Source organism: Microvirga guangxiensis (genome assembly GCF_900102135.1).
Lineage (GTDB): Bacteria > Pseudomonadota > Alphaproteobacteria > Rhizobiales > Beijerinckiaceae > Microvirga > Microvirga guangxiensis.
Map to the genome: position 1 here is coordinate 39,220 of NZ_FMVJ01000012.1, position 15,750 is coordinate 54,969.

Here is a 15,750-nt window from a genome sequence, read left to right on the forward strand (position 1 = left end):
TTTGGTTGTTATCCCCGCAGGCGCTCGATCTCCGCTCCGCAGCGGGCGAGCTTGGCTTCCAGCGCCTCGAAGCCTCGATCCAGATGATAGACGCGGTTGATAGTGGTTTCGCCCTCGGCCACGAGACCGGCGATCACCAGCGAGACCGAAGCGCGAAGGTCGGTGGCCATGACGGGCGCGCCCTTGAGGGTCGGGACGCCGTCCACAAAGGCGCTGTCGCCGTCGAGGCGGATCTGGGCGCCGAGGCGGGCCAGCTCCTGAACGTGCATGAAGCGGTTCTCGAAGATCGTCTCGCGGATGCGGGACGTGCCGTTGGCGCGGGTCATGAGGGCCATGAACTGGGCCTGCAAATCGGTCGGGAAGCCAGGGAACGGATCGGTCGTGATGTCTACGGGCTGGATCCCGTTGCCGTTGCGGCGGATGCGGATGCCGCTATGGGTCGAGGAGACTTCGGCTCCAGCCTGGCCCAGCACGTCGAGGGCCGCCTGGAGATAATCGGGACGGGTGTTCTCCAGCACCAGATCGCCGCCCGCCATGGCGACCGCCATGGCATAGGTGCCGGTTTCGATCCGGTCGGGCATCACGTCATGGGAAGCGCCGTTGAGGCTGGAGACGCCCTCCACCACGATCTCCGAGGTGCCGTGGCCGGTGATCTTGGCGCCCATCTTGATGAGGCATTCGGCCAGATCCACCACCTCGGGCTCGCGGGCGGCATTGCGGATCACCGTGGTGCCCTTGGCGAGCGTCGCCGCCATGAGCGCCACATGGGTGCCGCCGACAGTCACCTTCCCGAAGTCGATCTCAGCGCCTTGCAGCCCCTTGGGGGCGGTGGCGACCACATACCCGCCCTCGATCTCGATGGCAGCGCCCAGCTTGGCGAGCGCCATGATGAGCAGGTCCACCGGACGCGTGCCGATGGCGCAGCCGCCAGGCATGGAGACCTTGGCGTGGCCGAAGCGGGCCACCAAGGGAGCGATGACCCAGAAGCTGGCGCGCATGGTGGAGACCAGCTCATAGGGCGCGCAGGTGTCGATGATGTTCTTGGCCGAGAGGCGGATCGTCTGTCCCGTCTCTGAGGACTGGCCCGGCCGCCGGCCGGCGATGGAATGGTCCACGCCGAAATTGCTCATGATCCGCAGGAGCGAGGAAATGTCTGCAAGCCGCGGCACATTGCCGAGTTCGAGCGTTTCCTCCGTGAGGAGGCTCGCGATCATCAGAGGGAGGGCCGCATTCTTGGCGCCGGAAATCGGGATCAACCCATTGAGAGGCGCGCCGCCCCGGATGCGAATGCGATCCATGTAACTCTATTCCCCTAATCTTGTGCGAGCTCTAAGCTATGCGCGCCGTGACCATTATAAGCTAGTCGGACGGCTTGTCGCGCTCAGCCGAAACGCCCAAGCTGTCCGCTTGGTTTCCAGAAGCCTTGGCGGCCTGCTGTCGCCCACGTGCCTGAGCCTTACGTTTTCTCAGGTTTTCCTTTAAAGCCGCCTTAAGCCGCTCGGCTTGGTCTTGCGATTTTACGTCAGTCATGGTTCACGCGACCCATCGTCGCCTTTTCCAATAAAGGCTTCGCAAGCGGGCCTCAACCGCAATATCCGTATCCCGGCTTTGACCGGGATCAATGCCATCTGGCATAATGTCAGAATAATCCCCGGGCATAGCATTGCCCACCCGGTGAGATGATGGATTATCAGAGTTTCTTTACGTCAGCCCTCGACCGTCTCCAGGCGGAACGCCGTTACCGTGTTTTTGCGGATATCGAACGCAAGGCAGGTCAGTTTCCCCAGGCCATCTGGCATAGCCCCGAGGGCCCAAGGCCCATCACGGTCTGGTGCTCGAACGATTATCTCGGCATGGGCCAGAGCCGGGACGTGACCCGCGCCATGGTCGAAACCGCCTGGCGGCTCGGCACCGGCGCCGGCGGAACCCGCAACATCTCCGGCACCAGCCACCCTATCGTGGAGCTGGAGGCCGAGCTCGCCGACTTGCACGGCAAGGAAGCGGCCCTCGTCTTCACCTCGGGCTACGTGTCGAATCAGACCGGCATCTCGACCCTGGCGAAGCTCATTCCCAACTGCCTGATCCTGTCGGATGCCCTCAACCACAATTCCATGATCGAGGGCGTACGCCAGTCGGGCTGCGACAAGGCGATCTTCCGCCACAACGACCTGGAGCATCTGGAAGAGCTGCTCCAGGCTGCCGGAGACCGGCCCAAGCTCATCGTGTTCGAGAGCGTCTATTCCATGGACGGGGACGTCTCGCCGATCCATGCCATCTGCGACCTGGCCGAGCGCTACAACGCCATGACCTATATCGACGAGGTCCATGCGGTGGGCATGTACGGCCCCCGCGGCGCCGGCATCGCCGAGCGTGACGCCGCCATGCATCGGCTCGACATCATCGAGGGCACGCTCGCCAAGGCCTTCGGCGTCATGGGCGGCTATCTCACCGGCACCAAGGCCGTGATGGACGCGATCCGCAGCTTCGCCCCGGGCTTCATTTTCACCACTGCCCTCCCCCCGGCGGTGGCGGCGGCTGCCACGGCCTCGATTCGTCATCTCAAAGGCTCTTCCAAGGAGCGTGAGATGCAGCAACGCCAAGTGGCCCGCACCAAGCAGGTTCTGACCGGCCTCGGCCTGCCTGTCATGGACACGGCGACCCATATCGTGCCGGTCATGGTGTGCGATGCGGAAGCCTGCAAGGCTGCCTCCGACCGCCTGCTGGAGAAGCACGGAATCTATATCCAGCCGATCAACTACCCCACCGTGCCCCGCGGCACGGAGCGCCTGCGCATCACTCCCGGTCCCCTCCATACCGATGCCCATATCAATGCTTTGGGTGCCGCTCTTGTGGAAGTTTGGACCGCTCTGGGCCTGCCCTTGGAGGCAAACGCACAGGCTGTTGCATAAAAGATCGATTTCAATCTTGCGCAGTGGGCCGCGCTGTGGCAGTAAGCGGCCCTCTTCGTTGGCGGGCTGCCGTAGCTCAGTGGTAGAGCACTCCCTTGGTAAGGGAGAGGTCGAGAGTTCGATCCTCTCTGGCAGCACCATCGACCTTCTCAACGAAGATCTCATTCTGACATTGAAAACGGATAGCCCTGCCCCCTCGGGGGAGGGAGACGCCGTTCGCACTTGCCCCTCTTCCCTGCGTCATGTTGTCCTTCAAGCTCAAGACCAGGGCCGGATCGCTGTTGCGTCTCCTGAAACTAGGTTAAAGTTCTCACGCCCGAACAAAAAGCAAAGCAAGTCGGGCGTGTTTCAAAATGGGGCAGGCATAATGTTTTTCTCATCGCTTTCCTAATACGCGAAGACATGGCTCACGTTGGGCCTATGCACTTTCGACCGGCGCGCTTTTCAGCCGGTTGAAGCGAGTTTTCTAACATTTCCGTTTCCTGCGCCGCGCTCAACCCGCGGGCGCACTTTTCATTGATGTCATCATGTCCTCCACCCTCCCCGCTCTTAGACCCAGCAACATCTATGTCAGTTCTCTGCTCGCCGGCACGAAATGGGCCACAAGCAGCCTGACCTACAGCTTTCCAACCTCATCCGCTCATTACGGCGTGTCTTATGGCTCCTCAGAGCCGTCGAACGCGTTCGGCACATTCCTGAGTGCCCAACAGGGCGCGGCGCGGACGGCGCTCAAGCTCTACGCCTCCGTTGCCAACCTGACGTTCCACGAAATCACCGAGACGGCATCTCAGCACGCGGACATCCGGTTTGCGCGCTCGAACTCTCCGTGGACGGCATGGGCCTATTATCCGAACGACAATGATACGGGTGGCGATGTCTGGGTGAACAATACGAGTCGAACCTACGACGCTCCGCGCAAAGGCAACTACGCTTACCTGACGATCGCTCACGAGATCGGTCATGCGCTCGGCCTCGAGCACCCGCACGAAGGAACCGCGATGCCCCGCAATCGCGACTCCATGGAATACACGATCATGAGCTACCGCTCCCATGTGGGAGCATCGATGTCATCGGGCTACACGAACGAGACATGGGGCTATTCGCAATCGCTGATGATGTACGACATCGCGGCGCTGCAACACCTCTATGGCGCGAATTATGGCACCAACAGCGGCAACACGGTCTATGCCTGGACGCCGACGGGCCGTGCCTATGTCAACGGGTCTGCGGTGAGTGTTGCCGGAGACAACCGGATCTTCCAGACGCTCTGGGACGGCGGCGGGATCGACACCTATGATTTCCGGCAATACACCACCGATCTCAAGATCAATTTGAACCCCGGATCGTGGACACTCACATCGCGCTCCCAGCTCGCCAAGCTCGATGCGGGCGGGAAGAAGCTCGCCGCGGGCAATATCGCCAACGCGTTCCTTTATGAGAACGACACTCGTTCCCTGATCGAGAAGGCGCTGGGCGGCTCCGGCAACGACACGATCACCGGCAACCAGGGAGCGAATACGCTCAGGGGGAACGCGGGCAACGACAGGCTCGTCGGCCGCAGCGGCGACGACGTGCTGGTCGGTGGTTCGGGCAATGATACGCTCTATGGCGACTCTGGCGCCGACAGGCTCTACGGCGGCAGCGGAGCCGACATTTTCCGCTTCCGCGCCGTCAGCGATTCGCTCAGTTCGGCACGAGATACGATCAAGGACTTCGAGCGCGGCGTCGATATTATCGATCTACGCAGCATCGACGCGAATACGAATGTCGCTGGCAATCAGGCGTTCACCTTCATCGGCAGGGCTGCCTTCAAGGGAGCGGCAGGAGAGCTGAGGTTCTCCGACGGCCTGCTGTCGGCCGATGTGAATGGCGACGCGATCGCTGACATGCAGGTGAATGTGGCTCGCCTGACCATGCTTTCCAAAAGCGACTTCTATCTCTGAAGCGGCTATCCGTTCAGTTCGGATGCTTTGAGATAGATCTCGACAAGGCGCTCGCATCCCTCCCGGTCCTCCTCATCGAACCGGTTCGGGTGCGGGCTGTCGAGATCGAGTACGCCCAGCACGCGTCCGTCCTTGATGAGCGGCACGACCAGTTCGGAGCGGGATGCGCTGTCGCAGGCGATGTGCCCCGGGAAAGCATGGACATCCGGTACGACTACGGAGGTCTTGCGCTCGACGGCTGTTCCGCAGACGCCACGCCCCACCGGGATGCGCACGCAGGCGACCTTGCCCTGAAACGGCCCCAGAACCAGCTCGGGCCCACGCATGAAATAAAATCCGGCCCAGTTCAGATCCGGCAGGAGCTGATAGATCAAGGCGGACATGTTGGCCGCATTGGCAATCGCATCAGGCTCGCCCTCCAGGAGGGCGGCAAGCTGCTGGGCAAGCGCGTCATAGAGATCGCGCTTGTTGGCGGAAGTCGGGATGGTCTGAGCTTCGAACATGGGGCTGACTTATGAGCCGTATCGCTGCTTGTCCAGCCCAAGGCTCAAGGATCGTGTCCGGTTCCGTGCGCCAAGCAAAAGGGGCTCCCGGATGGGAGCCCCTTTCACGCATCGGAAGCCGGTCTTAGATGATGAAGATGTCGGTTGCTTTGAGGCCCTTGACCTTCACGATCTCCACCTCGCCGCCGGCCTTCGAGCCGTTGGCGTCGTAGTACAGGATGCCCTTCTTGTAGACCAGGAAGTCGTTCTTGTCCCGGGCCTTGCCGGTCTTGAACATCGACGCATCCAGCTGAACCGGCGCGTCGAACGTGCCCGTCGTGCCAAGCTTCTTGAAGATCTTGTTGTCGAGGTAAATCTTGTCCTCGCCGGACCGGAAGTCCTTGATCTGGTCGAAGTTGCTGGCCTTGCTCGTCTTCTTGTCGAACACGAACACGTCGGCCCCGGCCCCGCCCCACAGCTGATCGTGGCCCTCGTTGCCGTTGAGCACGTCGTTGCCGTCCTCGCCGTACAGCTTGTCGTTGCCCTTGCCGCCCGAGAGCGTGTCAAGGCCGAGCCCGCCATAGAGCTTGTCGTTGCCGGCATCGCCGTAGAGCAGGTCGTCGCCAGCCAAGCCCTTGACCGTGTCGTTGCCCTTCTTGCCGTTCAGGACGTCGTCCTGCGCGCCGCCGTTGAGCTTGTTGTTCTTGCTCGTGCCGTTCAGCCTCAGGCTGGTCTCGTCGCCGACATTGACCGTGAAGACCTGCTCGAGAACACCGCCCTTGCCATCGCTGACCTGGACCTTGATCTGGTGCGACTTGGCTTCCTCGAAGTTGACGCCCGATCCCGCCAGCATGAGCTTGTTGCCCACGATGGCGAAGCGGCCGCCGGCATTGTCGAGGAGGGTGTAGGTGAGCGGGTCACCGTTGCCGTCCACGGCCGAGAGCGTGCCGATCTCCGTACCCGGAGCCGTATACTCCAGCACGAAGGCGTTGCTCAGCGACAGACCCGTCGGCGCCGCGTTGGGCGGAGCAACCGCGTTCTTGACGCGGATGGTGACGTCCTGAGTGACCACACCGCCCTTGTTGTCCGACACCTGCACGGTGAGCACGTAGTCCGTGTCGGCGTTCAGGTTGAGCGCGGCCGGATCGGTCATCGAGATAACGCCGGTGTTGGCGTCGATCGAGAACACGCCGGCCGGAAGGCCCGCCATGTTGATCAACTGGTAGGTCAGCGTGTCGCCGTCGTTGTCGGAGGCGTTCACGTCGGCCACAGCGCCTGCACCCTCGTTTTCGTAGATCACGAAGGCGCCTGCGTCAGCCTCGCCCTTGCCCGCGGCCACCACTTCGGTGATCGTCGGAACCTGGTTGTCCGCAGCCACGACGGTGACCGTGTGGGAGGTTGCCTTATTACGGCCCAGACCATCGTAAGTCACGACCGTGATCAGATGATCACCCACATCCGCCGATGTGACTGCGCGGTTCGTCGTGATCTGTCCGGTGACGGCGTCGATGGTGAAGATGCCGTCTGTGGTTGAGCCGTTGGCAAACCGGTACAAATTATCCCTATACTCCTGTTTCGTATCTGGATCATCGGCCGTCGCCAGTACAACATTTGCGCCCTTCAAAGTCGCGTTCGCCTTTACGACCTGCGCGCCCGTGAAATTGATGCCGGTCGCTGCCTCGTCCACGTCGTCGATATTGATGACGATGCTGCGGGTCGCAGCCAAGCCTGCGCCCTTGAGGTCACGGACCGTTACAGTCACGGTATAAGCGCCGTCATTCCCATTCTCATAATTGAGGCGCATTCCACTCTTGACTGTAATATCGCCTGACTTCTCGTCGATGACGAAATAAGGGTTTTCGGCAATGGAGTAGCGAAGATCGGCGTCGAGCCCGTCATCGTCAGCCATCACACGGGCAACGACTTGCCCCGGGTTCATGCTTTCGGAAGCGGTCGCCTCACCCGTAGCCAAGCGAATATTGGTCGGAGCAAGATTGAGCACATCGTCATCGATAATGGTGCCGGTTGCGCTGCCGACGCCGACGCCGATGGTTGCGTCGGTTGGATCGGACAGGACGACGGAGAACGTCTCGTCGCCCTCGATTTCCTTGTCAGCCTTCACGCGGATCCTGATCGTCTTGGTCGTCTCGTCCTTCGCAAAGGAGACGACATCCGTCAGCACATCGAATTCAGCGAGCGAGGCCGGATTGTCGCCCGTGCCGACGACCGTCCACCTCACGCTGGAGGCAGCCTCGCCGCTGCTGCGTGAAATCGTGAAGGTAAACTCCGTGTAGCCCGTATCTCCCTCGACTTTGGCGGCATCGGTGGCGGAGATCGACAGCATCGGAACTGCGTCGTCGTTGATGATGACGCCCTTCGCGGTGCCTGTGGTAATCGTGGCATTCCCGCCGTTGGACAGGTTGACGTTGAAGGTCTCCTCCCCCTCGACAATCTTGTCGCCTTTGACCTTCACGATGATGGTTTTTTCTCTCTGACCATCCTCAAACGTCAAGCTGCCGCTGGTCGGACCGTCGAAATCGTCGAGAGACGCCGCACCCAATCCGCCAAGCCCGCTCAGGGTCCAGTCGACCGTTGACCTGCCGCTGGTGGTGTCGCGTGTGACGGTGAAAACGTAATCCGTGGTTCCCTCGTGTCCTTCCGACTTGGCCGCATCCGTCGGTGAGATCGACAAAGCAGGTACTGCCTGTTCAAGATCGAGGATCCCGTCGCTGAACTGAAGGAACCTGATGTTCTTGAGGAGATCCGTCCCGTCCCGGCCTTGGACATTATCGGCAACGGTAACGGTATAGGTGCCGTTGCCGGTATTTCTGGTGATTGTGTAGTCGGCTTTGGCGCCGGTGAACACGGCTGTGTTCACGCCGCCTCCGCCGTCGATCTCATCGTTGCCACCACGGCCTTCCAGCACATTGTCGAAGGCATTGCCGGTGAGCTTGTTGGCGATATCGCTGCCGATGAGGTCGACCTTCCCGGCGCCGTCGAGAGCCCTGAGAGCCTCGATATTGGCATAATCGGCCACACGATACGTTCCGCCCGCGAAATTGCTCGCGATCACCACCGTGTCATACCCGGAGAGTTCGCCGGAACCCTCGGTCACGATATCCCCGGCATTATCCAGGACGTAAACATCGTCGCCGAGGCCGCCTTCGAGCGTGTCGGCACCTGCGCCGCCATTCAGCTCGTTGGCGCCATCATTTCCATAAATCTTGTTGCCGATGCCGCTACCGGTCAGATTGATATTGGCTGTGCCAGCCTGGGCGCGCAGCACTTCGATCTCGGCTTCCGCATTCAGCGCGTAGCTGACGGATGCGATGACCGTATCCTCGCCCTCTCCGGAGGCTTCCTCGACTTTGTCGGAAGCGTTGTCGACATGGTAAGTGTCGTTCCCCGCCCCGCCCTTGAGGATATCGGCGCCTGCTCCGCCGTCGAGCTCGTCGTCACCCTCGCCGCCTTCCAGCAGGTCAGCGCCGTCATTGCCGAACATGACGTCGTTGCCACCGCCGCCCATGAGCGTGTTGGCATTGTTGTCGCCCGACAAGCGATCGGCATGCGCTGAGCCGATCAGACCCTCGATAGAGATGTAGATGTCGCCGGCGGCATCGCCCGTATTGCTGCCGTTCGCGAGCAGGCTTGCAGTGACGCCCGTCTCAGCATTGGCGTAGGAAGCAAAATCAACTCCGTCCGCTCCCGCCGCGACACCTGAGCGGCCGCCATTGAGCACATCGGCTCCCTTGCCGCCCATCAAGGTATCGCTGCCGAGATCGCCCGTCAGATTGTCGGCTCCCTCGCCGCCGCCCAGCATGTCGTTGTAGACAGTACCGTAGAATTCATCGCTACCGGCGGTCCCAGCAAGATTGACCGCAGCGGAGCGCGGGTCGATGATCTGACCGCGAACAGATCTCTGATCGTCCACTCGTGTAGTGCCGATATCATCCCAAGCGACGAGAATGCGGCCATCGGCCAGGGTGGTCAGAACAGCTTTTGTGCTAACCGTAACTCCGGGAGGTGGCCCAACGACGATCTCTTCCTGGGAGCGCCCTCCTTCCTTATCGAATATCGCCACGCGGATGAGGTTTCCCCCGGTGCTGACATCGATGTAAGCAATGGCAAATCCCCCTCCGGGAAGGGCTGTGATAGACGGCAGCTTCTGATCGTTAGATACGGGATCGTTGACGATAAACTCGCCGCGATACATGGTGCCGTCGGCATTGAAGATCTGAGCCTTGACACTTGTTCCAGATCCATCCGATGCACCATTGCCACCGTCTCCTGGATAATGTGTCCAAGCCACGATGAACTTTCCGTCCGACAATTCTGTAACGGCAACGTCCATCTTAGTTCCACGAGAGCTTGGAACGATAAACTCGCTTCCACCGTCCGCGCTACCCGGCGTCATGATACGGCCTCGGATGGTTCCCATAGAACCTATATCATCGCCAACACCCGGACCGGTCGAAAGAACGACGAAACGATTTCCGCTCAGGCCCTGCACAACGGGCACCCTGTAAGGGATTGATGACGATGCGTTGGCCAGGATCTCGCCGCCTACCTTCTCACCAAAAGCATCATAAGCCTGAAGCTGGACAACATTTGTGCCGCCGAAATTAGATTCATAGGCAATGACAAATCCGCCATCAGACAGAGCAGTGATGCTGGGGTTGATTTGTTCATTCGTCTTGACCGTATTGACGAGAAAATCAGGGTCTCCGACTCCATCGCCATCCTTGTCATGAGGCGTGCCATCCTTGTTGAAGATGCGAGCACGAATTCCCCGGTCGGTTTCTCCATCCGTTCGGCTTTGGTCTTCCCACGCAACGGCAAACCGCCCATCCTTCAGGATGGTCAACACAGGGCGGCTCTGCTGTCCTGCAACTGTAGAATTGACGATAAATTCTTCCGATCTTGGCGTCCCGTCAGCATTGAACACGCGCCCGATGATCGCACTGCTGTTGCCGGCCCCATCCCGGTCTGAGCCATTTGACTGCCAGACTGCGACAAAGCTTCCATCGCTGTAACTCTGAACCTGGATGCGCTCCTCTCCATAGAAATAGCCATTAGGCTTATTCAGAATGCGCTCAGGACCCCAAAGAACGAGATTTGACATGGATAAGACCCCTCAATTCACTAATGCGATTGATCGCATATTATAACGTATCTTTATCGTGAATTGTCTTGTTCCCAGGGGCAAGACTTTCCGTCGTTCAAGTCGCTGCTAATAATGAATTTCGTGCATCCATGCATAAATAGAATCGAAATAAGGCATATAAAAGAATGGTTGAGCTCAGCTCAGGCTGCCTTATATGTGCATAATTGCAAAGTTTTTATCAGTCTCTACTATCATCGGAAGGATAGGCTGCAAGGCTGAGGATTTCAGAGAACCATCAAATCCACTGCCTCGAACCCCATCCCCTCAAGCCGTTGCGCCAGCACGCGCCGGTGGCAATTGGCGGGGTCGCGCTCGAAGCAGAGGAGGCAGATCGGCTTCGAGGAGGCCAGCGCTTCCAGGTTTCGGAACGCCTCCTGCGCCTCTTCCGTGGCCAGAACCTCATCGCAGTAGATCCGGCGCATCAATTCGCCGTCGCCGGCCCGCGCGGCCTGGCGGCCCTCCTTCGGGGTCCCGAGCTTGATGAAATGCTCGTAGCCGATGCCCTGGTGGGCGAGAGCATCGCGAAGGGCAGATTTGGAGAAGCCGCGCTTGCGGGAGAGCGCGACCGCGCGCACATCCGCGAGCGCCTCAACGCCCGCGTCCTTCAAGGTGGTGAGGAAGCGGTCGACGTCCGCTCCCTCGTAGCCAATCGTAAAAACCTGCGGCTTTGCCATGCAATCCTACATGGAAGGCATCGGGCGCTGCGGCAAGTCGGGCTGCGTATAGGGCCTCATGGCCTCCGGCGCGCGGAAGTCCCGCGGAACTTCGAAATCGCTCGCCGCGCCGCGTGACTGCTCGACGCCGCGGGGGAAGCCCGTGCGATCCGAGTAATCCTGCATCGGCGGCAGCGGATGCGGGCTCTCGCGGCTCAGCGTCTGCGCACAATAGACATCGAGCGCCGTTACGCCCGCAACCGCCGCCATGGCGATACCGACATTCTCCTTTTTCGGGTTCTTGCCTTCGAGAGCCGTGGCAAGGGTCGCGAGATCGAGCGCATCGCCCGCCACGCGTCCCCAGATCCAGGGCGTGGGATCTTTTGATGCGAGAATGCCGATGCCCGTTGCGATCTCACGCAGGCCGTAGCCTGCAATCAGCCCCTCCTGCCCTTTCATGCCGAGGGCACGCGCAAGAGTGCGGGGAGCGGCAACTTCCATGATCCCGAGCGCGATCGAGAAGATGCCGAGGCCGCGGGCGAGAGTATCCGTCGCGGTGTCGGCATGACCCCGACGTCGCGTTCTTTCGGTTTCGTAGCGCATAACATCTCACCTTCAGGGTTTGAGAACGACCTTGACGCAGCCGTCCTGCTTGTCGCGGAAAATCTTGTACATCTCCGGCCCTTCCTCGAGGCCGACCGTATGCGTGATCACGAAGGACGGATCGATTTGCCCTTCCTCGATGCGGCGCAGGAGATCGTCGGTCCAGCGGTTCACGTGCGTCTGACCGGTGCGGATCGTGAGGCCCTTGTTCATGATCGCGCCGAACGGAATCTTGTCGAGCAAGCCGCCATAGACGCCTGGAACGGAAAGCGTTCCCGCCGGACGGCAGACATAGGCCATCTCGCGCAGCACGTGCGGACGATCCGTTTCCATCATCGTCGCCTGCTTCACGCGGTCATACATGGCGTCGACCGTGCCGGCCGCATGCGCCTCCATGCCGACGGAGTCGATGCACTTCTCCGGGCCCTTGCCGTTGGTCAGCTCGTTCAGGCGCTCGATGACGCTCTCTTCATCGAAGTTGATGGTGATCGCGCCGCCGGCTTCCGCCATGGCGAGGCGCTCCGGAATGCGATCGATGGCGACCACCTGCTTGGCGCCGAGAAGAATGGCGCTGCGGATCGCCATCTGGCCCACAGGTCCCGCGCCCCAGATCGCAACCGTATCATCCGGCTGGATGTCGCATTGCACGGCGGCCTGCCAGCCCGTCGGGAAAATGTCGCTCAGGAACAGCAGCTTCTCGTCCGGAATGCCATCCGGCACCTTGATATGCGTGGCATCGGCGAAGGGAACACGCAGGTATTCCGCCTGCCCGCCCGCATAGCCGCCGGTGAGGTGCGTGTAGCCGAAGAGGCCAGCCGTCGCATGACCGAAGGCTTTTGCCGCGATATGGCCGTTGCGGTTGGTGCGCTCGCAGACGGAGAAGTTGCCGCGCTTGCACTGGTCGCACTCGCCGCAGATGATGGTGAAGGGGATGACGACGCGGTCGCCGACCTTCAGCTTGCCCTTGGTTTCAGAGCCGACCTCGACCACTTCGCCCATGGTCTCGTGGCCCATGATGTCGCCGCTCTTCATGCCGGGCATGAAGTGATCGTAGAGATGGAGATCGGAGCCGCAGATAGCACAGCTCGTCACCTTGATGATCGCATCGCGGGGGTGCTCGATCTGCGGATCGGGAACGGAGTCGCAGCGAATATCCGTGGTGCCGTGCCAAACAAGCGCCTTCATCGAAATCTCCTTCCAACATGCATGAAAACGGCCAAGCTGCACTGCATGGCCGCTCCGATATGGGAAAAGACTTCCGGGGGAGCTTTTGTGTTCCCTGAGGCGCGCAATTTTCCGGGCGCTACCTCAAAAGAAAGGACGCGTCACACGTGCTGCGGCAGGCTGCGGATAAGCTCTGCAAGGGCAGGCTCGAGCACCTGGTGAGCCGCCTCCTCGACTTCGAACCACTGCGCCTCGCGCTGCCCCTTCTCCCGCCAGGACTTGAGCTGCTTGGACACTTCCAGGGGATACACGTTGACCCGGCAGAGATCGAAATGCGCGGCGCGGCGCTTCCAATAATCGTAGTGGCCCAGAGGCTCCTGCTTGATCTCGCCCTTCACACCGGCTTCTTCCTCCGCCTCCTGGGCTGCAGCCTTGTGCGGCTTCTTGCCTTTCATCGGCCAGCCCTTCGGGATCAGCCAGCGCCTGGTTTCGCGGGATGTGACGAGGAGCACCTCGAGCTTGCCGTTCTTGATGCGGAAAGGGAGCGCTGCGACTTGGCTGAGTTCTTCTTTTGGCGTCCGGGGCATTCGACGAGAGTATGATTTAACGCGGTTAACTTGTAACGTAGGTGATCTGAGCCGGCTAATAAAGGATCAATTTTACGGGACTTGGGGACATCTCCTTTCGTGGAGCGCGCCAACCCGTATTCTGCCGATCCTTCATGAATGCCTGACAACAAGCCAGCAGCCTGTTTGATCCTGAGGAACGCCCGAACGCCATGACGACCCATAGCCTGGACATGAGATTTGCCGCCGCCTGCGCCATCGCGCGCGAGGCAGGAGTGCTGGCGCGCAAGCGCTTTCTGGAGCGTCCCCGCTCCCAGCGCCCGGACTTCAAAGGCCCTCAGGATTTCCTCACCGCGACCGATGCCGAGGTGGAAGAACTGATCCGCCGTCGTCTTGGCGAGCTCTTCCCCGAGGACTCGTTCTTCGGTGAGGAAGGCGGAGGCTCCTTCGAGCGCGACGTCTGGGTGGTGGATCCCATCGACGGGACCGCGAACTTCGCCCGCGGCATCCCGCATTTCGCCATCTCGATCGCTTTCGTGCGCGACGGCAGAACCGAAATCGGCGTCGTCTATAATGTGATGCAGGCCGAGCTCTACAGTGCGCAGCGCGGGCGCGGCGCCACCCTCAACGGCGAGCCGATCAAGGTGAGCGGGCTGTCCGACATGCGTCAGGCGACAGTCGAGGCCGGCTGGTCCTCGCGCCTGCCGCCGGAGCCCTACATCAAGGCCGTGGAGCAACTGAAGACGAGCGGCGCGAACGTGCGCCGGGCAGGCTCCGGCACATTGGGCCTCGCCTATGTGGCCGATGGGCGGATCGACGCCTATTGCGAGCTTCACATCAATTCCTGGGATGTCCTGGCGGGGCTTCTCATCATCGAGGAGGCTGGCGGCTGGACCAACAACTTCCTCGCCAAGGACGGCTTGCGCAACGGGAATCCCGTTCTCGCCTGCACGCCGGAATTGGCCCCTAACCTCATGGCGGCCACCGGAATCGCGAAGGAACCCTGACGTGAGGGTATTATTCTAAAGATTCATTTTCACATTGTCGGCAGGGCTCTTGACCAGGCGCGTCATTGAGGGGAGCTTAGCCGACCAACAAAAACAATATGACAACTCTATGGGAGGAAAACTGTGAAGCTGAAGAAGAATCTCGTTGCTGCCACGATGCTGGCGGGCTCCATGACCGCGCTGTCCTTCCTGTCCGCCGGAGCGGCACAGGCGCAGGGCGCGCTCGTGATGTATTGCGGCGTGCAGGAAGAATGGTGCCGCGCCATGGTCACGGCCTTCGAACGTGAGACGGGCATCAAGGTATCCATGACCCGCAAGAGCGCGGGCGAAGTCTTTGCCCAGGTGAAGGCCGAGGCGGCCAATCCGCGCGCCGACATCTGGTGGGGCGGCACGGGCGACCCCCACATGCAGGCCGCCGAAGAAGGCCTGACGGTGGAATACACCTCGCCGAGGATGAGCGAATTGCAGGATTGGGCCGTGCGCCAGTGGGAGCAGTCCAAGAAGCGCACCGTCGGCATCTATTCCGGCGCGCTCGGCTTCGGCTACAACACGGAGCTCGCCAAATCGAACAATGCCGGCGAGCTGAAGTGCTGGGCCGACCTGCTCAAGCCCGAGTTGAAGGACGAAGTGCAGGTCGCCGATCCGAACTCTTCCGGCACGGCCTATACGCTGCTCGCCTCCATCGTCCAGATCATGGGCGAGGACAAGGGCTTCGAATATCTCAAGGCGCTCCACAAGAACGTCAACCAGTACACCAAGTCGGGCGCTGCTCCCGCCAAGGCCATGGCCCAGGGTGAGACCACCGCCGGCATCGCCTTCATGCACGACATCGTCACGATGGTCGTGGACAAGGCGCCTGTGAAGGTTGTCGCGCCTTGCGAAGGCACGGGCTACGAGATCGGTTCCATGTCGATTATCAAGGGCGCGAAGAACATGGAAAGCGCGCAGAAGTTCTATGATTGGGCTCTGTCGGCCGATGCCCAGAAACTCGGCGCCGAGGCCAAGTCCTATCAGGTGCCGTCCAACAAGAGCACGCCGATCCCGCCACAGGCTCCGAAGATGACGGACATCAAGCTGATCAACTTCGATTTCGCCAAGTACGGCTCGTCGGAAGAGCGCAAGCGCCTCCTGTCCAAGTGGGACAACGAGGTCAAGAACCTGCCGAAATAGGTTTGACTGAACCGGACCGGCGGAGGCTGCGGCTTCCGCCGGTCTGTATTTTTCTGAAAATCTGGTTTGAAAGCGGGATCTTCTGGCGT

The 15,750-nt window shown here is 60.7% G+C and carries 11 protein-coding genes and 1 tRNA gene; 5 read left to right on the plus strand and 7 right to left on the minus strand.

Annotation, left to right across the window (positions count from 1 at the left end; all coding sequences use genetic code 11):
- Nucleotides 1-8 precede the first annotated feature (8 nt).
- Nucleotides 9-1,298 carry a UDP-N-acetylglucosamine 1-carboxyvinyltransferase gene (gene murA / locus BLP10_RS18050; protein WP_091137768.1) on the minus strand — a complete coding sequence of 430 codons (1,290 nt, stop codon included), beginning with the start codon at nucleotides 1,296-1,298 and terminating at the stop codon, nucleotides 9-11.
- Nucleotides 1,299-1,682: 384 nt separating this feature from the next.
- Between murA and hemA the strand changes: the two genes are divergently transcribed.
- The 3 genes from hemA (at nucleotide 1,683) to BLP10_RS18065 (ending at nucleotide 4,852) form a co-directional block, all read left to right on the plus strand.
- The gene (gene hemA, locus BLP10_RS18055; RefSeq protein ID WP_091137953.1) at nucleotides 1,683-2,909 is read left to right on the plus strand and encodes a 5-aminolevulinate synthase; all 1,227 of its coding nucleotides are present in this window, start codon (nucleotides 1,683-1,685) and stop codon (nucleotides 2,907-2,909) included.
- A 65-nt stretch (nucleotides 2,910-2,974) separates the two neighbouring features.
- Nucleotides 2,975-3,049 (plus strand) — tRNA-Thr (locus BLP10_RS18060).
- Between the two features lie 387 nt (nucleotides 3,050-3,436).
- The gene (locus BLP10_RS18065) at nucleotides 3,437-4,852 is read left to right on the plus strand and encodes a M10 family metallopeptidase (RefSeq protein ID WP_091137770.1); all 1,416 of its coding nucleotides are present in this window, start codon (nucleotides 3,437-3,439) and stop codon (nucleotides 4,850-4,852) included.
- A gap of 5 nt (nucleotides 4,853-4,857) precedes the next feature.
- On the opposite strand, the gene BLP10_RS18070 is transcribed toward BLP10_RS18065, so the two are convergent.
- From BLP10_RS18070 to BLP10_RS18095, 6 genes are all read right to left on the minus strand, one after another.
- Entirely contained in the window at nucleotides 4,858-5,355 is a 498-nt protein-coding gene (locus tag BLP10_RS18070) for a GAF domain-containing protein (RefSeq protein ID WP_091137772.1), read from the minus strand.
- A 124-nt stretch (nucleotides 5,356-5,479) separates the two neighbouring features.
- Complete coding sequence (locus BLP10_RS18075; protein WP_091137774.1) at nucleotides 5,480-10,456, minus strand: cadherin domain-containing protein; 4,977 nt, start codon at nucleotides 10,454-10,456, stop codon at nucleotides 5,480-5,482.
- Between the two features lie 266 nt (nucleotides 10,457-10,722).
- Nucleotides 10,723-11,172, minus strand: coding sequence for a DUF488 domain-containing protein (locus BLP10_RS18080; protein ID WP_091137776.1), 450 nt, complete (start codon nucleotides 11,170-11,172; stop codon nucleotides 10,723-10,725).
- A gap of 6 nt (nucleotides 11,173-11,178) precedes the next feature.
- Nucleotides 11,179-11,754, minus strand: coding sequence for a cyclase dehydrase (locus BLP10_RS18085; protein ID WP_091137778.1), 576 nt, complete (start codon nucleotides 11,752-11,754; stop codon nucleotides 11,179-11,181).
- Between the two features lie 12 nt (nucleotides 11,755-11,766).
- Nucleotides 11,767-12,939: a zinc-dependent alcohol dehydrogenase gene (locus BLP10_RS18090; protein WP_091137780.1), complete on the minus strand. Its 1,173-nt coding sequence runs from the start codon at nucleotides 12,937-12,939 to the stop codon at nucleotides 11,767-11,769.
- A 140-nt stretch (nucleotides 12,940-13,079) separates the two neighbouring features.
- Nucleotides 13,080-13,505, minus strand: a complete 426-nt coding sequence (locus tag BLP10_RS18095) for an NUDIX hydrolase (protein WP_091137782.1) — start codon at nucleotides 13,503-13,505, stop codon at nucleotides 13,080-13,082.
- Between the two features lie 191 nt (nucleotides 13,506-13,696).
- On the opposite strand from BLP10_RS18095, the gene BLP10_RS18100 reads away from it, so the two are divergent.
- Nucleotides 13,697-14,491: an inositol monophosphatase family protein gene (locus BLP10_RS18100; protein ID WP_091137785.1), complete on the plus strand. Its 795-nt coding sequence runs from the start codon at nucleotides 13,697-13,699 to the stop codon at nucleotides 14,489-14,491.
- A 156-nt stretch (nucleotides 14,492-14,647) separates the two neighbouring features.
- Nucleotides 14,648-15,661, plus strand: coding sequence for an ABC transporter substrate-binding protein (locus BLP10_RS18105; protein ID WP_091137955.1), 1,014 nt, complete (start codon nucleotides 14,648-14,650; stop codon nucleotides 15,659-15,661).
- The last annotated feature ends 89 nt before the right edge of the window (nucleotides 15,662-15,750 follow it).